General features: G+C 63.1%; 16 protein-coding genes. 6 read left to right on the top strand and 10 right to left on the bottom strand.

Features of this window, described 5'->3' with window-relative positions:
* Positions 1-108 precede the first annotated feature (108 nt).
* The 3 genes from HEQ22_RS04510 to HEQ22_RS04500 all read right to left on the bottom strand — a co-directional run bounded on the left by HEQ22_RS04510 (position 109) and on the right by HEQ22_RS04500 (position 4,824).
* Positions 109-1,359: an MFS transporter gene (locus HEQ22_RS04510; protein ID WP_432770006.1), complete on the bottom strand. Its 1,251-nt coding sequence runs from the start codon at positions 1,357-1,359 to the stop codon at positions 109-111.
* A gap of 223 nt (positions 1,360-1,582) precedes the next feature.
* Complete coding sequence (locus HEQ22_RS04505) at positions 1,583-4,348, bottom strand: TonB-dependent receptor domain-containing protein (RefSeq protein WP_432770005.1); 2,766 nt, start codon at positions 4,346-4,348, stop codon at positions 1,583-1,585.
* A gap of 269 nt (positions 4,349-4,617) precedes the next feature.
* On the bottom strand, positions 4,618-4,824 hold the full coding sequence (locus tag HEQ22_RS04500) for a helix-turn-helix domain-containing protein (protein WP_432770004.1): 207 nt from the start codon (positions 4,822-4,824) through the stop codon (positions 4,618-4,620).
* 1,664 nt (positions 4,825-6,488) lie between these two features.
* Between HEQ22_RS04500 and HEQ22_RS04495 the strand changes: the two genes are divergently transcribed.
* Positions 6,489-7,418, top strand: coding sequence for a hypothetical protein (locus HEQ22_RS04495; protein ID WP_432770003.1), 930 nt, complete (start codon positions 6,489-6,491; stop codon positions 7,416-7,418).
* Positions 7,419-7,694: 276 nt separating this feature from the next.
* Complete coding sequence (locus tag HEQ22_RS04490; RefSeq protein WP_432770002.1) at positions 7,695-9,080, top strand: ShlB/FhaC/HecB family hemolysin secretion/activation protein; 1,386 nt, start codon at positions 7,695-7,697, stop codon at positions 9,078-9,080.
* A gap of 225 nt (positions 9,081-9,305) precedes the next feature.
* On the opposite strand, the gene HEQ22_RS04485 is transcribed toward HEQ22_RS04490, so the two are convergent.
* The 5 genes from HEQ22_RS04485 to HEQ22_RS04465 all read right to left on the bottom strand — a co-directional run bounded on the left by HEQ22_RS04485 (position 9,306) and on the right by HEQ22_RS04465 (position 14,217).
* Positions 9,306-10,562, bottom strand: coding sequence for a glycoside hydrolase family 130 protein (locus HEQ22_RS04485; RefSeq protein WP_432770001.1), 1,257 nt, complete (start codon positions 10,560-10,562; stop codon positions 9,306-9,308).
* Between the two features lie 190 nt (positions 10,563-10,752).
* Complete coding sequence (locus HEQ22_RS04480; protein ID WP_432770000.1) at positions 10,753-11,652, bottom strand: class I mannose-6-phosphate isomerase; 900 nt, start codon at positions 11,650-11,652, stop codon at positions 10,753-10,755.
* Positions 11,588-12,370: an SDR family NAD(P)-dependent oxidoreductase gene (locus HEQ22_RS04475; RefSeq protein ID WP_432769999.1), complete on the bottom strand. Its 783-nt coding sequence runs from the start codon at positions 12,368-12,370 to the stop codon at positions 11,588-11,590. The genes HEQ22_RS04480 and HEQ22_RS04475 overlap by 65 nt, the downstream gene beginning before the upstream one ends.
* On the bottom strand, positions 12,357-13,580 hold the full coding sequence (locus tag HEQ22_RS04470) for a zinc-dependent alcohol dehydrogenase (RefSeq protein ID WP_432769998.1): 1,224 nt from the start codon (positions 13,578-13,580) through the stop codon (positions 12,357-12,359). The genes HEQ22_RS04475 and HEQ22_RS04470 overlap by 14 nt, the downstream gene beginning before the upstream one ends.
* Positions 13,581-13,590: 10 nt before the next feature.
* Positions 13,591-14,217, bottom strand: coding sequence for an SRPBCC family protein (locus HEQ22_RS04465; protein ID WP_432770939.1), 627 nt, complete (start codon positions 14,215-14,217; stop codon positions 13,591-13,593).
* Between the two features lie 759 nt (positions 14,218-14,976).
* On the opposite strand from HEQ22_RS04465, the gene HEQ22_RS04460 reads away from it, so the two are divergent.
* Positions 14,977-17,094 (top strand): glycosyltransferase, encoded by a 2,118-nt coding sequence (locus HEQ22_RS04460; protein WP_432769997.1) that lies wholly within the window; start codon positions 14,977-14,979, stop codon positions 17,092-17,094.
* Between the two features lie 378 nt (positions 17,095-17,472).
* On the opposite strand, the gene HEQ22_RS04455 is transcribed toward HEQ22_RS04460, so the two are convergent.
* Together HEQ22_RS04455 and HEQ22_RS04450 are read right to left on the bottom strand one after the other, a co-directional pair.
* Positions 17,473-17,667, bottom strand: coding sequence for a hypothetical protein (locus HEQ22_RS04455; protein ID WP_432769996.1), 195 nt, complete (start codon positions 17,665-17,667; stop codon positions 17,473-17,475).
* Positions 17,664-18,413, bottom strand: coding sequence for a Crp/Fnr family transcriptional regulator (locus tag HEQ22_RS04450; RefSeq protein WP_432769995.1), 750 nt, complete (start codon positions 18,411-18,413; stop codon positions 17,664-17,666). The genes HEQ22_RS04455 and HEQ22_RS04450 overlap by 4 nt, the downstream gene beginning before the upstream one ends.
* A 229-nt stretch (positions 18,414-18,642) precedes the next feature.
* Here HEQ22_RS04450 and HEQ22_RS04445 point away from each other — a divergent pair, with 229 nt between their 5' ends.
* The 3 genes from HEQ22_RS04445 to HEQ22_RS04435 all read left to right on the top strand — a co-directional run bounded on the left by HEQ22_RS04445 (position 18,643) and on the right by HEQ22_RS04435 (position 23,285).
* The gene (locus HEQ22_RS04445) at positions 18,643-20,880 is read left to right on the top strand and encodes a catalase (protein WP_432769994.1); all 2,238 of its coding nucleotides are present in this window, start codon (positions 18,643-18,645) and stop codon (positions 20,878-20,880) included.
* A 210-nt stretch (positions 20,881-21,090) separates the two neighbouring features.
* Positions 21,091-22,761 (top strand): FAD/NAD(P)-binding protein, encoded by a 1,671-nt coding sequence (locus HEQ22_RS04440; protein ID WP_432769993.1) that lies wholly within the window; start codon positions 21,091-21,093, stop codon positions 22,759-22,761.
* The gene (locus tag HEQ22_RS04435) at positions 22,758-23,285 is read left to right on the top strand and encodes a DUF1543 domain-containing protein (protein WP_432769992.1); all 528 of its coding nucleotides are present in this window, start codon (positions 22,758-22,760) and stop codon (positions 23,283-23,285) included. The genes HEQ22_RS04440 and HEQ22_RS04435 overlap by 4 nt, the downstream gene beginning before the upstream one ends.
* The last annotated feature ends 6 nt before the right edge of the window (positions 23,286-23,291 follow it).

The following is a 23,291-nucleotide window of genomic DNA, read 5'->3' as shown; positions in this document are numbered from 1 at the left end:
AATATTCTCCTACATATCTATCTTATAAACATTTATATGATAGCGAGGAAAAGGCAAAGCCCTTTTGGCCCCCGCTCGAGCATTTTTCGCGTGAATTCGTTCGGGACGCTAAGCCGCAGCCAGCGCCCGTTCCTTGGCCTTGGCCCGCACAATCACGATGAGGCCGAGGATTCCGGTGATAAGGATCAGTCCAACGCCCATGACGACGAACGTCGCGTGCAATCCGAAGGCATCGCGAATCGGCTTGGTCACGAACGGGTTCATGAATTGACCGATGAAGAGTGACGCGAGGGTCAGCCCGACCGCATGGTTGCGCTGCGCCGTCGTCACCCGGTCGAGAATACGCGAAAGGAAAAACGGCATGGTCCAACCCGCGCCGACACCTTCGATAACGATGAAGAACAGGATCATTTCATAGCTCGTCGCCAGTCCCGAGCCGATGAAGCCGATGCCCATCAGGGTCGATGCGGCAACCAGTGTCGCAAAGCCGAAGCGCGAATAGACGAAGCCGAAGACCAGCGCCGACAGGATCGACACCCCCGCGCTGAGGGCGGGTACGTACGACACGAGCTCAGCGTCGGTGATGCCATTTTCCTTCAGCAGGAAGGGCATCTGATAATGCGGCATCGCATGGCCGAGCGCCATGATCAGCGACAGCAGCAGCAGCGGCAGCAACTGGACCAGCGAAACCTGCGGGCCGTCCTGCGCCTGCTCCTGCCGCTCCTTCGAGATGGGGCGATCGAAGGCGACAAAAGCGAGCAGCAGCAGGATGCCGGGGATGACAAAGAGTAAGGATGAGGCGCGCCAGCCATAATGCTGCGCCAGCCAGCCCGAGGCGAGCATCGTGATCACGGTGCTGATATGCGAGATCGACTGGCGGAAACCGATCAGTTTCGACCGGAGACCGCCCGTGAAATAGGCGGCGAGCACGCTGGTCATCGCAACATCGGCGACCACGGCGCTGAAACCCAGGATAAAGCGGGTGATGAGGAGCAGCGTATAATTGTGGATCACCAGCGGCATCAGCCCGGCGATCGTCGAAACGCCGAGCGCGACGAACATCGTGCCCCGCAAATTGCTGGTGCGGACGAACAGACCGGCGATCAGTCCAGCGAGCGCCATACCGATCGGCGCCAGCGTGATCACGAACTGCGCGCTGAGGATCGAATCGGCGGCGCTGTGGAATTCGGCCGCAATCAGTTGGAGGCCCGGAACCACCGCGGTGAAGGCGAGCGTCGATTTCACCCCGCCGGTCAGCAGAATCAGGACGACAAGATTTCGGCGCCACCGCGCGACGTCGTCGACCTGCGGTGCCGCAGCGGCCGGCATTGCGTCACTTGCTCCGCTCATCGTCGCCATCTCCCAAATCCTCTCGCTTCTTGTCGAAGGCTAGCACCCGCCGCGCGGCTTTGCCGTTCGCGATCGGGCACCGACCTGTTGCCGAGCGTGCATCGTTGCCGGGCGCCGAAGATCATAAAGCCACTATCGACGAACGATGTCCATCATCATACAAATGATAGCCAGAAAAGCGCTACCAACGACAGCCGGCGAGTAGCGACCGGCGCGCCGATGGCGTCGCCTCCTAAAGGTCGATACCGATGGAGAAGCCATAGTAGCGCGGGCGATTATAGGTCCCCGCAAGGATCGCGCCGAAATCCGACGCAAAGGTCAGGTACCGGTTGTTGGTCAGATTCTCTCCGAAGACCTGCGCCTTGAGCGTCCGGCCGTCGACCTCAAACTCCCACATCAACCGCGCACTGAAATTGCTTTCTTTGCCCATCAGGGGAACCTGCGCCGTATTCGGCGCCTGCGCGATCAGCGTATAGGTCGGCGAATTGCTCTTGCCGCTATAGTCGCCGCGCAGCGTGAAACTGCCCGCCGTGGCAGTGTCGACGGTATATTGCGCCCCCGCATGATAGGTCCAGTGCGGCACGTTCGCGAACACGGCATCGGCTGCCACGTTGGTGGGCACGCCGCCGACCGCCAGGATATATTCCTTATACACCGGGTCGACATGGCCGACATTGGCATCGAGCTTGAGGCCGCCGAGCACGAACTGCCCCTCGACCTCGAACCCGCGATAGCGCGCGCTGCCGGCGTTGGTCAGCTGGTTGGTGTTGGTCGCGATATTATATCCGTTGACCTGAAGGTCCTTATAGTCGGTCTGAAACGCGGCGACGTTCAAACGCAGCATGCGATCGAACCAGTCGCTCTTGATCCCCGCTTCGTAACTGGTCGCGGTTTCCGGATCGAACGGTGCCGCCCCCACCGTCGGGGCATTATAGCCGCCCGATCGATAGGCCGACGACGCGCGGCCATAAATCAGGATGTCGGGCGTCACCTTGAAGCTCGCCGAGCCCAGCCAGCCCACATTGTTCCAATCATCCTTGCGCGACTGGGTCGTGATGGTGGTGGCGATCGTCGTCGAGACCGACCTTGAGTCGAGGGTTTTCTTGTCCTTTGTGTAACGGATACCGCCGACCAGTTCGAGCCGACCGTCGGCGAATGCCGGCTTCCATCCCGCCTGTGCAAAGGCGGCATAGGATTTCGAGGCGATCGAAAAACTAGTGCTGCGGTCCAGCCGGATGGCCAGCGTCGGCGACAGCGGCGAATTGAGGATCGTATTGATCGTCTCGTCGACCTTTTCGTCATAATAATAGAGGCCGACGAGATAGTTGAAATCGCCGACATCGCCGAGGAATTGCAGCTCCTGCGTCAATTGCTTCTGCTGGCCCGGGTTCGACGGCGTGACGTGCGCCGTCACCCATTCGATGGGCTGGCCGGGAACGACCGGATTGGCGACCGCGCCGCGCGTCGCCCCGCCGCCGAGATTGCCACGCAAAACCTGATTGATCTCGTTGTAGCCGGTGATCGACTTCACCGTCAGCGCATCGCTGAAATCCTTTTCGAGCGTCAGCACGCCGCCATAGCTTTCTACCGACGATTCACCGGTGGTGCGCGGATCGCGGTAACTGAAATCGCGCGGCCCCACCCCGATCGGGAAAGCCGGACCATTGGCCGCGGCGGAGCCCTGGAAATAAGCCTTGCCGACCGCTGAGCCGGCGAGCGCTTCCCATCCGGTGTAGCTGTTGACCTTGTTGTATCGCCCGCGCAGGTCGATGGTAAAATCGCCTGCGAGTTCGCCGCGCAGCGCAGCTCCGACGCCATAGCTGTAGAGCGCGCCGCCCCATTTCGATTCCGAAATCCCCGGCGATTCGACCCAGCCGTCGCGCGAGTGGATCTGCCCCGACACCTTCAGCGCGAAAGGCGAGTTGCCGAGCTGCCCGACCTGTACGACGCTCGACGCCGTGATCTCATTACGCGAACCATAGGAGAAATTGGCGTTGACGCCGAACTCGTCCTCGGGATTGCGCGTCGCGAGCAGGATCGCGCCGCCGGTCGTGTTGCGACCGAAAAGCGTGCCTTGCGGACCGCGCAGCACTTCGACGCTCGCAATGTCCGGCAGATCGAAGGTGTTGCCGCTGGGCCGCGGCGTGTAAACGCCGTCGAGATAGACGCCGACCGCCGGCTCGACGTAGAGCGCAGTCGAAAGCGTACCGATGCCGCGGATATAGACCGCAGGCGCGTTGCCGCTGCCGCTGGCCTGCGTGATGCGCAGACTGGGGGCGAGCTGGGTCAGTCCGTCGATGCGGACGATATTGAGGTCCGAGAGTTGATCGGCAGAAATTGCGGTGATCGACACCGGCGTTTCCTGCGCACGCTCCTCGCGACGGCGTGCGGTGACAATGATGTCCTCGACGCCGCCTTGGCGCGCCTCCTGCGGCTGAGCGTCCTCCGGAGCGGGTTCGGACTGAGCTTCCTGCGCGACGGCGCCGACCGGCGTCATGGCTGCCAGCGCCGCCGCCATGGCCGTTCCACTTATCATCGCGGCCCGACGGGGCATCAGCCGCACGAATTCCATTACCGCTTCCGTCTGGTCGCTCTTCACCGCAGTTTCTCCCATTTCTTTATATTTCGGCCAGCATGACGACCCCGCGGGAGAAGGACAAATCTGAAACGGGCACAATAGCGTTTCAAAAAGGGCATCGGAGGATATCGATCGGCGAACCCCGCTGGCCACGGCCTTGCTGAACGGCGCTGCCCATTCCCGCGCCGCATCGATCGCGAAGGCAGGGTAAACTCCAAGGATCAGTTCGACGGTTTTCCTGGTGCCAGCAACAACGCGCTTGAAACGGCGCTGCCTCCTGGCGGGGCCGGATACGACGACAGACAGGGCAGCGAACTCCCGGTCGGCCAAGGAACCGCTCTTCAGTCGATCGATATGCGTGGGGGTCAGAATACCACTTTTGCCCATGATAACCTCGAGGCGATCGAGGCCATGAAACACTCGCGAAAATTCTCGCGAAAATTGTGTCCAAACGGGTCCAAATCTGTCGCGAGTTGTTCAAATAACTCGCTTCCGGAGCGGCAACTGTCACATTTCGAACGACCTCGACGATTGGCAGAAAGCTGCCGGAAATGCGAGGTTTGAAGGGGTTGGCGACTGGTAGCGGAGGAGGGACCAATATCGGACATTTAAGCTATTGTTATAGATACATTTAATATCTCCTGCGTCTAAAAACTACCCCAGTTTCGGCCCTTTTTCGACGAGAAGCTTCAGGAACACGATGAGCCGATTTTACCAGCACGCTCTATTGATCTGGCGGACGCCTTGGAGCCACGAGGGCGCGGTGCTTTCCGATTTGCCATCAGAAAACTACGAATGCTCTCCACCATTATTACGGTCGCGCGCCCGACCTTCGCAGCCTCGATGTCCCCAGAAGCGATCAATTCGTAGATTGTCGAACGTCCTAAACCGGTCATTCGACTAGCATCTGGGACGCGGACACCGATGGGTTCAATGGGAGGTCGATCATCGCCGGTCGTCAAAGACGCCCCGCTACCTCTACGGTGCATCTCTATTGCCTCCGACGTTACTTGCTGAATTAGCGAACTCCATCGCCTTCAGCATCGCTCCTTGCAGAGATGGTGTTCCCGTCTCAACCGATGTGACGCTACCGCTTCTTCCGATCGGACCGGGGAAGTGACAGGCTTCTCATTTTGTATCACGCAGGGTCCGAATAAGTCTCAGACAACACCCCGGCTTGGACGGAACCGCCAAAAGAGCACGAACCTTGTCGCAATAGCCGGAATTACGCACGGCAGCACTTGGCCGGTAGCCGTCAGGTCGCTTAGCGGGAGCCAAAGCTGATATAGCAGACATTTGTCTACGGCCATTTCTCCACACGGCTAAAAGCGGCTGTAGAGCGCTATTACCTCTTGTGCGGCCAACATCGCACCGCGCAGCGCAACGCTCATCGCAGCCGCGAGGGCAAAGTTTTCCCACCGACATGTCCGCTTTGAAAACTGCATCCCGTTCCTCCTCTTGCAAGGCATCGATCGCGATCATCGATCCGGCTTTGCTTAGCGTCGATGGGGGACCGCGGTCCTCCAGCCGGGAGGGACATGATGAACGATCGAGTTTTACTGCGGACGGGCTGTGGCTCCGTGCTGATCAGCCTGTTCGCATTTGTCGGGGCGACCGTCGCCGAGGCACAGACGCCGACGCGGCGTGTCCCGCCGCGGATTATGACCCCGGCGCCTCCGCCCGACGAAGAAGAAGACACAGCGGCGGAGGAGTCGCGCGAAACGACACCGGCGCCAGCGCCGCGCCAGATTCGCCGAACTGCGCCGATCGCGAGGACGCCGACCACGCCAACAGCGCCCGTCGCGCGCCCTGTCCGGCGCGTGCCACCGGTCGCGCCAACGGCGACCGAAACGCCTATTCATGGCGTCCGCCCGCAGAGCGAAGAAGACGGCGCCCTTGGCGGACCGCAGGCGCGGCGGCGTGCGGCCGCCTGCGCCGGGTTGGCCATAGCCTGGCTATGGCCGGAACGGCGCGAAGCGCCGTTACCCGCGCGAAGGCGAGCGCGCCCGCGGCGTCAAGACAAGGCCGCCAAGCGCGCCTGCACGGCAACAAGACCAGCGCGCGACCTCTGGCGGCGCCTGCCGCCGCCAGTGCGCGCTCCTTTTGGCCGCGTTTCTCTAGCCAGCCCTGCATCCCCAATATAGCCCCATTAACTACCACGGTGGCGCCATGGGCGCCCCGGGCAGCTGCACCTAAGCGCGCGTCGTGATCGCTAGTCTGTCGCGCGTCCGCTCGCTGCGCGGCGACAGTCCGGCGAACCGGTCACAATGCAGGCCTTGGCCAACGTCGGGCGGCTCGTTCCTGACCGCTTTTCTGCTCGCCGCGTTGCCTGCTCGAATGCCGTAATGCGACAGGAACTCCCAATCCTGCAGGCTCGGGCCGCGAAAAAGAGAGTTAATTGCAGGGTGAACAATATAGCGGGAAACGCTGCCACGGCTCGGATTTACAATGGTTATTGCAAACGGTTATTGAGTTTTAACTATATGAAATCGTGGAACGAATCTTCGCGTTGATCGTCGCATTTCCGGGGACCGCTTCTTTTCCTTAGAGGAGATGCATCATGCGTTCGTTCCGTGCCACTCTCACATCACTATCGATGATTCCCGCGTGCCTTGCACTTGTCGCATGCGAATCGTCCGGCAACTACCGCGTCGGCGCGGTCGGCGCCTCGGGGACCGTCGGTCCTGCCGGTCCTGCCGGTCCTGCCGGTCCGGCCGGAGCAACTGGGCCCGCGGGTCCCGCTGGCCCCGCTGGAGCTGCCGGAAACGGCGTCGGCCTCGGCAATGCGGGGGCACTCGCGGTCGGCGGCCTTGTCGGCCCCGGCGGCGTCGCCGGCACCGGCCTGCTCGCCAACACCGGCGACCTGGCCAATGGCAATCCAGTGATTGGCGGCGTGCTGACCAAGACGGGAAGCCTCGTCAATGTCGTCGCAGACAAAGGCTTGCTGCTGGCGAGCGCGGTCGACGGCAAGATTCCTGGCAATTCCAACCTTGTCGGGACCGTATTGGGCGTCGTTAAAAGCACTGGCATCGCGCTCGTCCAGACCGGTAACGGCCAGCAATATCTGGTCGATGGGCTTACCGCCGCCCCCGGCCAGCTGATCAATGCCACGATCGGCAAAGCGACGGCCATCGGATCGCCCGGCGTTTCGCCGCTGATCGGGGCAAGCCTGTTATCCCCGGGGCAGCAGACCGGCTCGTTGCTCACCGTGGGCGTCGGATCGGGCGGACAGCTCGTGACGCTTGGTAATGGCTCGGGCAATTTGCTCGGTAGCGGGTTGACCGGAGGCAGCACGACCTCGCCGGCCGTCGGAGCGCCTGGCGCGCTGGTGAACAATGTTGTCACCACCGTCACCGGAGGCTTGAGCCAGGTCGGCAATGACACCGGAACCGGAAACGCCAGCGGCGGTGCGGTTGGCGGGGTCGTACAGGGTGTGACGGGTACGGTCGGCGGTGTGCTCGGCGGCCTGAAGCCCAAGGGCGGCAACTGACCGCCGATGGTGCGAGATCCGCTGATGCGACCGCATCCCGTCTGCGTCGCGGCGGTGGTTGGGGCAACTTTGCTCCTTCCCGCCGCGGCCTCGGCGGCCCAGCCTGCGACGACATCGATCGACGGTCGACCGCCGCTTTCGCCTTCGACAGAACGCCGGGACCCCCTCCCCGATCCGCAGCGAGCAACGCTTGAGCTGGGGACCGTCGCGCTCGGCGCGCGGCCCGACATCACGATCACCGAGATACGTTTTACCGGTGCCGGGGTTCCATCGAATGTGGCAAAGGCAGCTCAGCGCTTTGTCGGCAGGAAAGCCTCGGCCGACAATCTGGCCAAGCTCGCTGCGGCGATGACGCGCGCTTACAATCGGTCGAGCGTGGCGCTCTACACGCTCGTCATTCCCGAACAGGATATGTCGGACGGGGTCGTCGAGGTCGCCTCGGCGGAAGGCTATATCAGTAAGGTGACGCTGAGCGGAGAAACGCAAGGAGGTCCAGCCGCGCTGATTGCACGCATGGCGGACAGGTTGCCGGGTCAGAACCCGCTGCCGCGCAGCCGGTTCGAACGCGCGCTCGGTAATATCGGCGACATTCCGGGAGTGAAGGTAACACCTGCCCTGTCATTGACCGGTGAACCCGGTGCAGTCGCGCTGAACCTTGAAATCGATGCCAAGAAGCCGACGTTGGGTCTGGGCTTTTCGACGCGCACCACCCCGTTTGTGCGGGACGGGATCATCGAGGCCAACGCGAGGGCATCCAGCTTGCTGCGCAGCGGCGACGAGACACGACTCAGCGGCGCGGCGGCGCTCAATTTCAGATCATTGCTCTATGTTGCGGGCGCGCATTCGACAGCGATTGGCGCGGGCGGCACGCGCGCGGAACTGTCCGCTGCCGCCCTGCGAACCCGCCCGGCTGGGCTCGCAATCGATGGCGATGCCTGGAGCGCAGGCTTTGGCGTCACCCATCCGCTGGTTCGCAGCACGCGCCGCAATCTCAGCCTCGCGGTACGGCTCGATCACCTCGACTCCACGAACGCGGTGTTCGGTTCAACGGTCGCGGCCGAAAAGACCTGGACCGCGGGCGGCAATGTCCTGTTTCGGATGACCGAAGCACGCACGACCGTCAGCACGCGGCTTGGCGTCGCGAAGGGACTTGATATCTGGGGTGCCGACGTTCCCGTCGGGGTCGGCGAGCGTGGGTTTCTTTTTGGTGATGTCACGCTCGAAGCGAACCAGGCGATCGGCAAGGCGATGGTGCTGCGCGTCGCCGCGACGGGCCGCTGGACGCGCGACCGCCTACCGGCTGCGCAGCGCTTCAACGTCGGGGGCGCGACGTTCGGCCGTGCGTTCGACGACGGGCTCGTCGCAGGAGACCGCGGCGCTGCCGGCTTTGCCGAAATCGCTGCGCGGCCTTTACGCGAAGGACGTTTCGCGCCCAGCGAAATTTACGGTTTCGTCGATTATGCCGACGTTACCCTGCTCGCACGGCAAACAAACCCGCGCCTCGGGTACCAGCTTGGCAGTTGGGGTGGCGGTGTTCGTCTCGCCTACGCCGACCATGCAACGATCGGTGTGGAACTCGCCGATGCCTGGAAACAACCCGTGGCCGGCTTCGACCAGGGCTGGCGCGTCGCGCTAAGCTGGAAACTGTCAATCCGGCCTTAAGCAGGATCGCGTCCAGAAATTCCGAGAGGCTGGTCGCCGTTCGCCCCGCGCCCGGGTCGCATTGTCGGCGCAGGCTCGCAGCCGCAAGAGCGCGTCAGCGCGTCTTGCGGCTGCGTTCGAGAACATGTCGCTGGCCTTCCGCATCAAATGCACCGGACGGTGGTTGATGCTCGCGCGGGATCATATGCATTCCCTCCTCGTGCCGCGCCCCTGCCCGCCGGCCCGTCAATCCATCGCCGCGATCAGGGCATCAATGCTGGTTATCGCAAAGCCGATAGCGCTGTCCGATATGCCATAGGGAATGAAGAGGCGATCATCGACGCGCACCGCTCCACAGGTGTAAACGACGTTCGGGACATATCCCTCGCGGTCGCTTTCGGCCGCCGACAGGATCGGACAGGAGGTTCGCGCGAGCACCTGCGAGGGATCGTCGCGATCAAGCAGCGCAGCGCCGAGACTATATTTGCGCATGGCGCCGACACCGTGCGTCAGCACGATCCAGCCGGCATCGCATTCGATCGGGCTGCCGCAATTGCCCATCTGGACAAACTCCCAGGGGAATTCCGGACGCAACAAGACGTCCCCCTCGTCATCCCAGTGGGTCAATTCGTCGGAAGACAGGATCGTGATATTTTTTCCGTCCTGACGGGCGATCATCCGGTAACGACCGTCGATGCGGCGAGGAAAGAGCGCCATCCCCTTATGCCGCGCGGCACGTCCCGAAAGCGGCTCGAGGCAGAAGCTCCCGAAATCCTTGGTCCGCATGATTTCCGACCGGATCTCACGCCCGGAATAGGCCGTGTACGTGCCGATATATTCGGTTTTGCCGTCGTCATGAACGAACTGAACGAGCCGCAAATCTTCCAAGCCGTTACGCTGCGCCTCGGTTATCGGGAACAACACGCTGTTCGAAATGGTGCTGTCCGGCTGACGGTGGACGAGGACGGGTTCGTCCGGACGCAAGTTGTGGCGATCATCCGCGACCGCCGCCATGGCGGGCCCCGACTGCGGCCCCAGCAGGAATTCCGAGCCGGGGCCGACGATGCCTTCACGAAACGCGACCGAGGAAATATGTCCTTCTCCGACAGCCCGCATCGACATGACAAAACGTAACTGGTCTGCGTCGATGCCGCTCTGATCGGGGTGCGGAACGATACTCGGGTTCATCAGTGCCGCCGCGGCATAGCTGTATTCATGACAGAAATAGGCGCCGATCAGGCGTTTCTTCAGCGACGAAACTGCCTCATCTTGGAGCGAGAGATCTTCCGCTATCTCAGCGTAGCGATCGTCGAAAATCTTGCCGATCTGCCAGTGCCGTTCGGAAAAATCCTTCCAGATCAAACCCAGTTCCAGTTCCGCTTGATCCTCGTCCAATCCCAGAACGTCGGTGACGAGCTGCGCTGCACGCGGCGGCTCGGAGACATTGGACTGCCATGCCAAGTGAAACGGCCGCAGCACGACACGGCTCGGGTCCGCGGTCAATTTTTCATGGAGAATGCGGAGAGGCGATTGATCCGGTCGGCAAATGAGCATGAACGACGGCGACCTTTCTTGCCTTGCTTGCGGTCTTATAGGGTGCGCGCGGTGCGCCGGGCAAGGACAAGCTCAAACGCTGGCCGTGGACCGTCGTTCCCTTTTCAGGGCAGGCGATGCGGATGAGACGGCGAACCGCTCAGTTCGGCGGCGCCGCGCCGTGCCAGGCAACGAGAAAACGCGCATCGCGATCGGGGGCAATCGACCCGACCCGCGCGCCCCACAAGCATTCGCCTGCGACAGCCGCAATGCCATCGGCTTCGACGCGGCCGCGCAGCGGGACAATCAGCAGCGGGCCGCGTGCCCCGGCTATGGGGGCGAGGTCGTTGCCGGCGACATAGGCCGCACAAAAATGTGTCCCAGCGAGGAGCAGGTTGCTGTGATCCGGCGATGGCACGCTTTGTAGCGAGGCGGGCATGGGCTTCGCGCATGCGACTGTGGTGCCGTCGCCAAGATGGAGTTCGCGCGGGCGTCCATAGTCGTAAAGCCGATAGGTGATGTCGCTCTTCTGCTGAATCTCGACGAGCGCGATGCCGCCGCCGATCGCGTGAACCGTGCCCGGCGGAATGTGAAAGAACATTCCCGGTTTCACCGGATGCCATTCGACAAGCGCCTCGATCGCACCCGACAGCGCCGCGGCTTGGAGCTCGGCAGCGCCGAGGGGACGGATTGTGCCAATGCCGAGCCTGGCACCCGGCTCGGCGGCCACAATATACCAGCATTCTTCCTTGCCGACCGGCGCACCCCGAGCCCGCGCTTCCTCATCGTCCGGGTGCACCTGGATCGACAGGCGTTCGCTCGTGAACAGAAATTTGGCGAGCAGCGGGCAGTCGGCAGGCGGGTCGAACCAGATTTCTCCGATCCGCTTGTCGGATATCGCCGAAAAAGGCGGGGGAAGAACATCGACGCCCCAAGGCTTTTCCACGGCGATCGTCGAGAGCTTTTGTGCGGTCATCGCGACATCTCTCTTCCGATCAGTTGCTACCGCTCGAGCCGGGTTCGGCCTGCTTGCGGTGCATCTCTGCGGTGGTCGCCTCACTCAGGATGCCCGAAGCGAGCACCTGCACCTTGTTCTTGAGACCATGGACGACCGAATGCTCGCCATTCTTCATCGCTTCCCAGCCCGTGATCGCGACGTCCGCGGGGTCATCCTTCTTCGCCTGTCCGACCTTGGTGTCGAGCATGCCCGCGCGGGCAAAGAAATTGGTGTCGGTTGCGCCCGGTTTCAGACAGGTGATCGTCACGCCGCTATGCTTGAGCTCGTTGCCGATCGCGGCGGCAAAGCTGTCGATGAACGCCTTGGTGCCATTATAGACCGCCTGGAACGAGCCTGCGAGATGACCGGCAACCGACCCGGTGATCAGCACCTTGCCTTGCCCGCGCGCCACCATGTGCTTGAGCACCGGCTGCAGCAGCAGCAAGGTGCCGGTGATGTTGGTGTCGATGACGTGGCGCCATGCGGCGACGTTTTGATCGAGAAAGCCGTGGCCAAGGCCATGGCCCGCGTTGGCGACAAGGACGTCGATCGGCCGCCCCGACGCCGCGGCCAGCAGTTCTGCGATCCCGCCAGGGGTTGCGAGGTCCGCTTCGACTGCCTGAATATCGACGCCCTCGCCGCTCAGCCCGGCGGCGACTTCGATGAGTGGCTCGTCGGCAGCAATGATGAGATCATAACCGTCGGCGACAGCGAGCCGGGCGATGTCGCGGCCGATACCGCTCGACGCGCCGGTGATGAGGGCGAGTTTACGCATCGACATGCGCGATCTCGTTGCGCGTCCGGATCGCGCCTTTTTCAAGGCCGGGCTTCAAGATGATCTTGGTGTAGTCATTCTGCTCGCCGTGCCAGTGACGGTACATGTCGGCAGCATCCTCGAGCGAAGCATGATGCGAGACAAGCGAGGTCGTGTCGAACTTGCCGTCCTGGATCATCGTCAGCAGCGCGCCGCTATATTTTTGCACCGGCGTCTGGCCGCTCTTCACCGTCAGCCCCTTCTCCATCAACTGACCCAATGGAAATTTGTCGGCGAAACCCCCGTAGACACCCGGGATCGAGACCCGTCCGCCCTTGCGGCATGCGAGGATCGCTTGCCGCAGCGCATGCGGACGCTCGGTCACCGAATATATCTGGGCTTTGACCTGATCGAGGATGTTGTCGGGGGTAAAGCCATGGCTTTCCATGCCAACGCAGTCGATGCAGGCGTCCGGTCCGATGCCACCGGTCATCTCGTTCAGCGCTTCGCGGACATCGACCTGGGTATAGTCAAGGATCTCTGCGCCGAGCTGCTTCGCAAGCCGGAGGCGTGCCGGGAAATGATCGATTGCGATCACGCGTCCCGCGCCGAGCAACAACGCCGACTGGATCGTGAACAGCCCGACGGGTCCGCAGCCCCATATCGCGACGGTATCGCCAGGCTCGATGTCGGCGTTGACCGCAGCGTGCCAGCCGGTGGGCAGAATATCCGACAGAAACAGCACGTCATCGTCAGGCAGGTCATCGGGAATGATGACCGGGCCGACGTCCGAATAGGGTACCCGGACGAAGTCCGCCTGCCCGCCGGCATAGCCGCCGGTCAGATGGGCGTAGCCAAAGGCCGCGCCCATCGCATGGCCCATCAGCAGCTCCGATGCATCGCGCGTTTCAGACGGATTGCTGTTGTCGCATGCGCTAAATTGCTGCTTCTCGCAGAAAAAACAGGAGCCGCAGCTGATCGTGAAGGGAACGACGACGCGCTGCCCTTTTTTAAGGGTCGATCCCGAGCCGACCTCGACCACCTCTCCCATAAACTCGTGACCGACAATGTCGCCGGCGCGCATGCCGGGAATATAGCCGTCGTAGAGATGAAGGTCCGACCCGCAGATCGCGGTCGAGGTAACGCGAAGAATGGCATCGCGAGGATTGACGATTTCAGGATCGGGGACAGTCTCGACGCTGATCTTATGGCGGCCTTGCCAGGTAACTGCACGCATGGACTGTTCCTCAGATATGGGGTTCGATGGGGGATTCCGACGGGCGCGCCGATGGCGAGGCGTTGCTCGTCACCTCGCCGGTTTCCATCAGCTGCTTGAAGCGGTGAAGGTCCCGGCGCGCCTGCACCTCGGGTTCGCGCTGGAGCAATTTGGCACCCATCCGGCCAAGCTTTCCGCCGGGCGGGTCATAGGCGAGGATCAGCGTGACATAAGTCCCGCGACCGGCCGGGGCATCGACGAAACGCACTTGGCCGCTGTTCGCGATGTCGCTCTCGGGTTCGCTCTGCCAACTGATCGAGGCATTCTCGATACTCTCGGTGATGCTGTTGACCAGATGGACGTCGCGTCCGAGCGGACCCTTGATGGTCCACCGCGCGGTGCCGCCGCCCATTGCCTCGACCGCGACGACATTTTCCATAAATTCGGGAAAGCGCTCGACCTGCCACGCCTCGAACAATGTCTCGCGGGGGCGATTGATCAGGACCGACTTGCCGAACAGTGCCCGCGTTGACGGCTTATCAAGGGTCCAGTGGGGCGCATCGGTCGCAATGTCGTCGTCGCGGCGGTCCGCCGCGGCAGCTTGCCGCCGGCGCCAGAGCGCATAGCCAATCCCGGCGCAAGCCAGCCCGGCTCCCATGGCGGCCACGACGAGCGGATCGGTTGTGCGGCGACCTGCTAATGGGTCCGTGAAAACGTCAGCGAAGTTGCGCATAATGATCTCCTCGCCCGCGATACGACGGGCGTATATTGCCGAGCGGATGCCGGCTGCCGGCACCGTTCTGGTGTTGAGGAATAAAGGTCAGCTGCGCAGCCGATGGGAAAGGGACGCATGCGCGGTGCGATAGTTCCCCCAAGCCTGGGGCCGAATGGCGTCCGTCACCCAATTTACCCCACGGCCGACGGCATGTCGGAACGGCGATGCCGGGCTTTTCAGCCGATCCCGCTGAATCGATATAACCTGGGTTAATTCGGCGCGAAAATCCCGCGTCACGCGATGTTGCACTGCAACCCGGAGCCGCGCGGCGCGTTGCTCGGCCATACTCTCAATCTGCTCGCTAGTGCGGCGGAACGACCGTCGGCGGACCCGCGCGCGTGCACGCGGGGTGGATAGCAGGCGCCTTTTGCTTGGATGATGAGGATGGATATGAAGCACGATAATGATGACCGGTACTTCCGCGATGCGTCTCCCGAAGATCTGTCTTCTTCATCCGCCGGTGCGATTTGCCCTCGCGAGGCATTGCCTTGTCCTCGCGAGGGATCGCCGAGCCACAAGAGGCCCAGGCTTGCCCTCATCGGGTGCTTCCGCCCGCGCCAATGCGGGATCGCAACCTTCACCGCCGACACTCATGATCATCTGCGCGCCGCTCGGCCCGACCTGACGATCGACGTCTATGCGATGCGCAGCCGGACCGACCCCGCTATGGACGGCCAGGTTGCGCTCGCGATCGACGAACAGGCCCCGGACCATTACCGCGCCGCCGCGGAGGCGATTAACGCCAGCGGCGCTCAAGCCGTCTGGCTTCAACATGAGTTCGGCATCTTCGGCGGCGCCGCCGGCGAGATGATATTCGAACTTGTCGATCGCGTGGCCGCGCCGCTGATCGTCACGCTGCATACCATCCTCGCTGAACCCAGTGCCGACCAGCGCCGGGTGATGGACCGGCTGGTGGCCCGCGCCAGCAAACTTGTGGTCATGAGCGATTATGGCCGCGAGACCTTGCGCGCCGTCTATGGCGCAAGCGCCGACCAGATCGTCCATATCGAGCATGGGACGCCCGACCGGCCGTTTGTCGACATCGCGCCGCTGCGTGAGCAGCTTGGGATCGCGGACCGTCCCGTGATCTCCACCTTCGGCCTGATTGGCCCCGGCAAGGGTCTGGAAGCGGCGATCCGGGCGCTACCCACCATCGTTGCCCAATATCCCGACACCCTCTACCGGATCGTCGGCGCGACCCACCCCAATCTTGTTGCCGCCGAAGGCGAAGCCTATCGCGAAAGCCTCCAACGGCTTGCCGAGAGTCTCGGTGTCGCTGACCATATCGCATGGGAGAATCGTTTCCTCGACACCGAGGCGTTGCTCGACCAGATCGAGCTTTGCGACATCTATCTCGCCCCCTACCCCAATTTGCACCAGATCACGTCGGGCACCCTCGCCTATGCGGTGGCGCTCGGCCGCGCCGTCGTCTCGACACCTTTTGTCCACGCGCGCGAACTGCTCGCCGACGATGTCGGCATCCTGCTTCCCGGTACCGACAGCGAGGCGATTGCCGAAGCGGTCCTCCTGCTGCTCGCGGTTCCGAACGAACGCCAGGCGTTTCAGCGCCGCGCCTATGCGCGGGGACGCCGCACCGCCTGGAGCGTCATTGCGCGCGCCTGCGCAGCCTTGGTCGAGAGCGTCACCTTGCCCGAGCCGCTCGGCAGCACGCGCAATATACCCGCAATCGAGGCCGCATGGGCGCTGTGCGACGATGTCGGCATGTTTCAGCATAGCATCCACCTCGTTCCCGATCGGCGGCACGGCTATTGTATCGACGACAACGCCCGCGCCTTGATGCTCGTGCATCGTCTGTCGCCGCGCGCGCAGGAGCTGGCGCAATCGCGCGCAATGTCCTTCGCGAGTTTTCTCCAACATGGCTGGAACCCTGACCGCGGCGTGTTTCGCAATTTCATGGGCTATGACCGCCGCTGGCTCGAAGACGAAGGATCCGAAGACAGCAATGGCCGCACGCTGTGGGCGCTCGGTCACGCGGCGGCGCATGCCTTCGCACCTGCCATGCGCGATTGGGCAGCGGGCCTGTTCGATCTCGCCGCACCGATGGCCGGGCGTTTCCAGAGTCCGCGTGCTATCGCGTTCGCGGTCCTCGGCGCCGATGCGCGGCTCGTCGATGAGCCGGACAATGTCGCCGCCGGCGCGATCGTCGAGCGCGGCGGCGCGTTTCTGGGTGCGCTGTGGAAAGCGGCGCGCCGGCCAGGCTGGGACTGGTTCGAAGCGGGCCTTGCTTACGACAATGCCCGTCTGGCAGAGGCACTGATCCGCGCCGGCCAACGGCTCCGTTCGCTCCCGTTGGAGGATGCCGGTCTTGCCGCACTCGACTGGCTCGCCGATTTCCAGACCGCCCGCGAGGGCCATTTCCGGCCGGTGGGGTCGGACAGTTTCGCCCGTCCCGGCGAGAGCCTGCCGTTCGACCAGCAGCCGCTCGAAGCCTGGGCGACGATCGATGCCTGCGCGACGGCTTTCGAAGCGACAGGAAGCGCCGCGTGGCGCGCCCATGCGGAGACCGCCTATGCCTGGTTTCTTGGCGCCAATGATCGCGGCATCGCTCTGGGAGACCCCAAAACGGGGCGCTGCCTCGACGGGCTGACGCCGCGCGGGGTCAATCGCAACAGCGGCGCCGAATCGGTGCTCGCCTATCAGCTGGCAACGCGGACAATGGCCAGGATATTCTGGCGCGATGCGGTTCCCGAGGTTGCCGCGAGGAGCCGCTCCGCCGCGGTGCCCGCACTCGCTGGCTGAGACAAAGGCGTGCGCCTTGTTCATCGGCACGCGCATGCTGCCGCCCGTGCCACAAGCAAATGGCGACGAGGTTGAAGACAGCGAAAAAGGGGTTCGTCGCGGCAGCTGAGTCTGCCCCGACGATAGGCCGACTGACAACCTGCAAATCAACCCGATCGAGACAGCAAAAAGGCTTCGCCCGTATTACGAGCAGCAAGGTGAGCGATGGTCATCATCGCGGCGATCATGGCGGCGTCGGCCGCAATCATCCTGCGGGGTCGTGCATGCTGCCGGGTCGTGCATCCTGTGGGGCCGCGGAGCGTGCCGCTCCGTTGGTCCAATCAGCGGAGTTACCCGGCACTGCCCCCGAAAAACCCTGACCGCGGCTTGACGCCACGCTCAGGCCTCGGCGGAGACCTGCTGCCCTGCCGCGACCGCGGCAGCATTGATCAAGCTCTGCCCGGTCCGGGCGGCCGCGTCCGCGGTCATCGTCGCCGCAACCCCGTCCGGTCCGTCGAGAAAGACAAGGCCGCCTTCGGCGGTGGCGATACCGGGTTGGGTTTCGGGCTGCTGCCCGGCTGTGTCTGGCTTCATGATCGCGGCCTTTTCACGCTCGACAGAAAATCGGGAATGGTTTCCATATACAGATAGGCGGGATTGAATTGGCCGCGTGCCGCGAGCGCCACGGGATCGGGAATCTCGACGAGCGAGGCGCGAAAGGAACAAAGTCCCTCCTCGCGCAGCTGCCGCATCACGCGGTTCACATGGACCGTGGTCAGGCCGCAGATTTCGCCGAGGTCGGCCTGCGTCAGGGCGAGCGCGAACCGGCGCCCGTCGCTTAGTCCCGCCGAGAAAAGCCGTGCGTTGGTCTCGCATAGAAAATGCGCGATGCGACCGGTCGCGTCTAGACGCCCGAGCCGGAACAGCCAGGCGCGATGGATCGCGGCGTCGAGAAGGGTCGCGAACCACAGTTTACGCGTCAGTTCGGGCATATCCTGGGTGATCGCCTCGAGCTCGGCATGTGGAATCGTGGCAACGGTAGCGGATGTCAGCGTCGCCACGTCATGATCGAGAACCTTGAGCGGAAAGGCGTGGAGGTCGAGAAAATCGCCTGGCAGGTGGATCGCGACGAGCTGGCGGAGGCCTTGGCGATCGTCGAGATAGCGCGACATGACTCCCTCGACGAGCAAGGTGCTTTCGTGGAGTGGCTCGCCGGCGCGCGCGATGATCTTGCGCGGCGCGATGGTTTTGACTTCGCTGATCGACCCTTCAATCCGCGAGCGCTCCTCGGCAGTGAGGCTTGCGCCGCGCTTGTCGCGCAAAAAGCGTTCGGTAAACATGAAACAGCAACCTCGGGATATTGGGCGACGCCTTACTCACTCACCAACGGTCGATGCGGCGACGCGTTGCACGCAGCGAGGCCAATCGTGATGATGCAGATTAACTTCACCACAAAATGCGCAACTCGCCGGGCGGTCACCGGTTGAGGCCATACGTCCGCCCCGGCGGCGTCGCTGCACGCGGCCCGGGGCGTCCCGTCTTCCCTTCAACGATCGGCGAGAGCGCACCATGGCCAAACAGTCTTCCTCGAAACGTCCCTCGGGTCGTTCGGCGTCCACCAAGACCCCGGCGGACATCGCCGGCGCAGATGTCGGCGGCGAAAGTCCGCAGAAAGCCCCCGCCATCCCCGGCGACGCCGCAATCAGCTTCGCGTTCGATGGACCGTCAGGCGAAGGCGGTGAGACGCATCAGATCGCCGAAGGCGATGCCGCGACGCTGACGACGCAGCATGGTACGCCGATCGCCGACGATCAGAACAGCCTGAAGCAGGGCACGCGCGGCCCGACCCTGCTCGAGGACTTCCATTTTCGCGAGAAGATCTTCCACTTCGACCATGAGCGCATCCCCGAGCGCGTCGTCCATGCCCGCGGCTATGGTGCACATGGGTTCTTCGAGCTTTCCGAAAGTCTCGCCGACGTCAGCCGGGCGGATATCTTCCAGCGCGTCGGCGAACGAACCCCAGCCTTTGTTCGCTTTTCGACCGTCGCCGGGTCGAAGGGCAGCTTCGATCTCGCGCGCGACGTGCGCGGCTTCGCGGTCAAGCTCTATACGCAGGAAGGCAATTGGGACCTCGTCGGCAACAATATCCCCGTCTTCTTCATCCAGGATGCGATCAAATTCCCCGACCTCGTCCACTCGGTGAAGCCCGAGCCCGACCGCGCCTTTCCGCAGGCGGCCTCGGCGCATGACAATTTCTGGGATTTCATCAGCCTGATGCCCGAAAGCTTCCACATGATCATGTGGACCATGTCCGACCGCGCCATCCCGCGCTCATACCGGACAATGGAAGGCTTTGGCGTCCATACCTTTCGCCTGCTCGACGCCAAGGGCAAGTCGACCTTCGTCAAATTCCATTGGAAGCCCAAGCAGGGGCTGCAGTCGGTGGTCTGGAACGAAGCGGTCAAGATCAATGGCGCCGATCCCGATTTCCACCGCCGTGACCTGTGGGATGCGATCAACAGCGGGGATTATCCCGAGTGGGAGCTTGGCGTCCAGCTGTTCGACGATGATTTCGCCGACAGCTTCGATTTCGACATTCTCGACGCGACCAAACTCATCCCCGAGGAGCTGGTTCCGATCCGCATCGTCGGGCGCCTCGTGCTCGACCGCGTCGTCGACAATTTCTTCGCCGAGACCGAGCAGGTCGCGTTCATGACCCAGAATGTCCCGCCGGGCATCGACTTCTCGAACGACCCATTACTTCAGGGGCGCAATTTCTCTTATCTCGACACGCAGATCAAACGCCTCGGCAGCACCAATTTTACCCATATCCCGATCAATGCGCCGAAATGCCCGATGGCGCATTTCCAGCAGGACGGACATATGGCGATGCGCAACCCGGTCGGCCGCGTCAATTACGAACCGAACAGCTGGGGACCGACGCAAGGCGGCCCGCGCGAGGATCCGGTGCGTGGATTTAGGAGCTTCGCGGATGAAGCCGACGGTGCCAAGCAGCGCACCCGCTCGGAAAGCTTCGCCGATCATTATAGCCAGGCGCGGCAGTTTTTCGTCAGCCAGACGCCGATCGAGCAGAAGCATATCGGCGACGCTTTGGTCTTCGAACTTTCGAAGGTCGAACGTCCGGATATTCGTTCGCGCACCGTCTCGCATCTGCGCAACATCGACGCGACCCTCGCTGCCACGGTAGCGGAGGGGCTCGGTATGGCGCTCCCCGACGCGGCGGTCGCGGCGCGCAAACCGATCACGGACCTGCCGCCCTCGGACGCGCTCAGCATTCTTAAAAACGGCCCCGACAGCTTCAAGGGCCGCAAACTCGGCATTTTGCTGAGCGACGGGGCGAATCCGACGATCTTCAAGGCACTCGTCAAGGCGCTCGATGCCGAAGGCGCAGTCTATGAGGTCGTGGCCCCCAAGATCGGCGGCGTGACGCTCGCCGACGGCACCAAGGTCGCAGCGCGGCACAAGATCGATGGCGGACCTTCGGTCCTCTTCGATGCCGTCGCTTTCGTCGTTTCCGAGGAAGGCGCCGCCGAACTCGCCGTTGATGCTGCGGCAAAGGATTTCGCGAGCGACGCTTTTGCCCATTGCAAGTATATCGGCATGACAGCCGAAGCTGCGGCGATTTTCGCCGCAGTCGGGCTGGGCGACGACCTCGACGATGCCTGCATTATCCTTGAAAAGGCGAGCGATGCGGCGCCCTTCATCGAGGCGGCGCGCGCGCTGCGCTTCTGGCCGCGCGAAATGCAGGTCGATCTCGACGCCAAGCCAACCCCCAAGGCGGAGTGACCGGAGCCGCCGGACCGGAGGCTGTCCGGTTCGGCGATCCGCGACGCGACATCGAAGGGTCCGGTCGCACGGCGATCGGAGCTTCGATCTTTACCCCGAACTGTCTATCGACACTGGCACAAGGCGAACGGGGTCCGGATCGACGAAGTCATTCGTTGCAACCTGCATCAATCGCCCGCACCCTTTCGGCCGTCCGGGCATTATAGCAGCATGACATCCTCGATAGCCTTTGTCGGAGCCGGCCCGACCACCATCTACACGCTGCACGCCCTGCTTAGCCAAACCAGCCAGCCCTTCGAACTTGCCATTTACGAGGAACAGCCGACCGCGGGCCGCGGGACGCCTTACCGGCCCGGCTGGAACGATCCGGCAATGCTATCGAACATCGCGAGCATCGAGATTCCGCCGCTCGAGCAGACGCTTCTCGAATGGCTCCAGGCGCAGACGACAAGCCGCCTCGCGGCGCTGGGCATCGACCCCGCCGAGATCGGCGAACGCACCTTTTACCCCCGTCTCGCGCTAGGCGAGTTCTTCTACGATCAGTTTCAGGCGCTGCTCGATCGCGCTCGGGCGCAAGGCGTGGCCGTCGATGTGCGTACGCGCTGCCGCGTCGTCGATGCGGTCAGCGAGCCGAATGCGATGGTCCTCATGATCCGGTCACGGTCGGGCGCGATGTCCCAGCGCCGCTTCGACCATGTCGTGCTCGCTACCGGGCACCAGTGGCCCGAAGATCCGCAGGTCCGGCCCGGCTATTTCCTCAGCCCCTGGCCGGCCTCCGCGCTCGCTCAAATCCCGCCGTGCAGGGTCGGCGTTCGCGGGACGTCGCTCAGCGCAATCGATGCCGGCGTCGCGCTGGCCGTCACGCACGGCGAATTCGTCGAAGATGCCGTCAGCGGCGTGGCGTACGAACCCGCGCCGGGCACAGAAGCATTTCATATGACAATGATGTCGCGCAAAGGCTTGCTTCCCGAAGCCGATTTTTTCGCCCCGCTCCCTTACGAGCCGCTCAAGATCTGCACCCCCGAAGCCATGGAAACGCTGATCGCGGCCGACGGCTTGCTCCTCGAACCGGCCTATGCGCTGTTCAAACAGGAATTGATCGCCGCCGATCCCGATTATGCCGCAGAGACCGGCCTCGCCGACCTCGACCTGGAAGAATATTGCGAGCGCTATTTTGCCAACCGCGCCAACGCGGACCCGTTCGAGTGGGCGCAGGAGAATCTCGCCGAGGCCGAGCGCAATTATGAAACCGAGCATACGGTGCCTTGGCGCTACGCGATCCTGCGCATGCACGAAGTGCTGGCGCTGATCGTGCCGCATCTCGACGCCGAGGAGTATCGCCGCTTCTCGAAGCATTTCAAACCGCTCTTTGTCGACGACTATGCGACGGTTCCGCATGAATCGATCCGGCGCATGCTCGCGCTTCACTGCGCGGGCAAGCTCGACGTCCTCGCGATCGGCGACGATTACCGGATCGATAGCCACCGTGCCGAGGGCGGCGCGGTTGTCGAGGCGATGGGCGAAAGCCATGCTTTTCCGGCCTTCATAGAAGCGACAGGGCAGCGGCCGCTCCAGGCGAAGGCCTTCCCCTTCCCGTCGCTGCTGAGCCAGGGCATCGTTCGCGATGCACAGCCGGGCGCCGCACCGGCGGCCTCACGCGGGATTGCAATCGACGACCAGTTCCATCCGATTTCGGACGATATTCCGGAAAACCAACTCTTCTGCCTCAGCCTTCCCTTCCTTCTCGGCCGCCACCCCTTCATCCAGGGGATCACCAGCTCGCACGAGATGGGCCTCGTGGTCGCCGAGCAGCTCGCCGCTGCGATCGGCGGCGACGTTGCCAATGATCCGGACGGGGACGAGTCGGCGGTGGCGGCATGAAGCTGTTCGCGATCTATATCGGCGGCGAGGCCGAAGGCGCCAATATCGAGCTCCACGACATGCGCTTCATCGTCGCACCCTCGATCACCGACACTTATGAGGAGCTCCGCCGCCAGTGGTGGGGCATCCCCAAGAGCCTCCATATCGACTGCTGGGCCGAGCTCGATCATGCCGACGGCTATGATATCTCGCTCCGCCCCGAGCCCTTCGCGGGCGAAGAACGGCTCTATTATGTCAATCTCGGCGGCTATGCGCCGGATGAGTTCCTCGAAAAGCACAAGAATGTGTTCGTGGTCGCCGACAGTCTGCCCAAGGCAAAGGCGCGCGCGCTCAAAAGCGTCAGCGGCTGGCGCGAACCGCATCGCGACGAGATGTACGAGGCCGAACAGGCCTTTGCGATCGGGGCGGAGGGCGCAATGCAGCAGCTCCACATTCATCTGACGCCGAGCGCGGTCATCAAAGAGCTCGCCTTCACCTGTGATTATACGCCAATCCGGACTCGATCGCCCGCGATGCCCAAATAACAAATG

The sequence above is a fragment of the Sphingopyxis sp. genome, from assembly GCF_050916055.1.
GTDB lineage: Bacteria > Pseudomonadota > Alphaproteobacteria > Sphingomonadales > Sphingomonadaceae > Sphingopyxis.
Note: the sequence above shows the minus strand (reverse complement) of the source record. Positions and strands in the feature narration are given on the sequence as shown.

Bases quoted from the DNA above. Each gene is read 5' to 3' on its own strand.
- HEQ22_RS04460 (WP_432769997.1), top strand. From the start codon at position 14,977: ATGCGCAGCCGGACCGACCCCGCTATGGACGGCCAGGTTGCGCTCGCG.
- HEQ22_RS04445 (WP_432769994.1), top strand. From the start codon at position 18,643: ATGGCCAAACAGTCTTCCTCGAAACGTCCCTCGGGTCGTTCGGCGTCC.
- HEQ22_RS04470 (WP_432769998.1), bottom strand. From the start codon at position 13,580: ATGCGTGCAGTTACCTGGCAAGGCCGCCATAAGATCAGCGTCGAGACT.
- HEQ22_RS04465 (WP_432770939.1), bottom strand. From the start codon at position 14,217: ATGGGAGCCGGGCTGGCTTGCGCCGGGATTGGCTATGCGCTCTGGCGC.
- HEQ22_RS04435 (WP_432769992.1), top strand. From the start codon at position 22,758: ATGAAGCTGTTCGCGATCTATATCGGCGGCGAGGCCGAAGGCGCCAAT.
- HEQ22_RS04500 (WP_432770004.1), bottom strand. From the start codon at position 4,824: ATGACCGGTTTAGGACGTTCGACAATCTACGAATTGATCGCTTCTGGG.
- HEQ22_RS04455 (WP_432769996.1), bottom strand. From the start codon at position 17,667: ATGAAGCCAGACACAGCCGGGCAGCAGCCCGAAACCCAACCCGGTATC.
- HEQ22_RS04440 (WP_432769993.1), top strand. From the start codon at position 21,091: ATGACATCCTCGATAGCCTTTGTCGGAGCCGGCCCGACCACCATCTAC.
- HEQ22_RS04450 (WP_432769995.1), bottom strand. From the start codon at position 18,413: ATGTTTACCGAACGCTTTTTGCGCGACAAGCGCGGCGCAAGCCTCACT.
- HEQ22_RS04510 (WP_432770006.1), bottom strand. From the start codon at position 1,359: ATGGCGACGATGAGCGGAGCAAGTGACGCAATGCCGGCCGCTGCGGCA.
- HEQ22_RS04495 (WP_432770003.1), top strand. From the start codon at position 6,489: ATGCGTTCGTTCCGTGCCACTCTCACATCACTATCGATGATTCCCGCG.
- HEQ22_RS04475 (WP_432769999.1), bottom strand. From the start codon at position 12,370: ATGTCGATGCGTAAACTCGCCCTCATCACCGGCGCGTCGAGCGGTATC.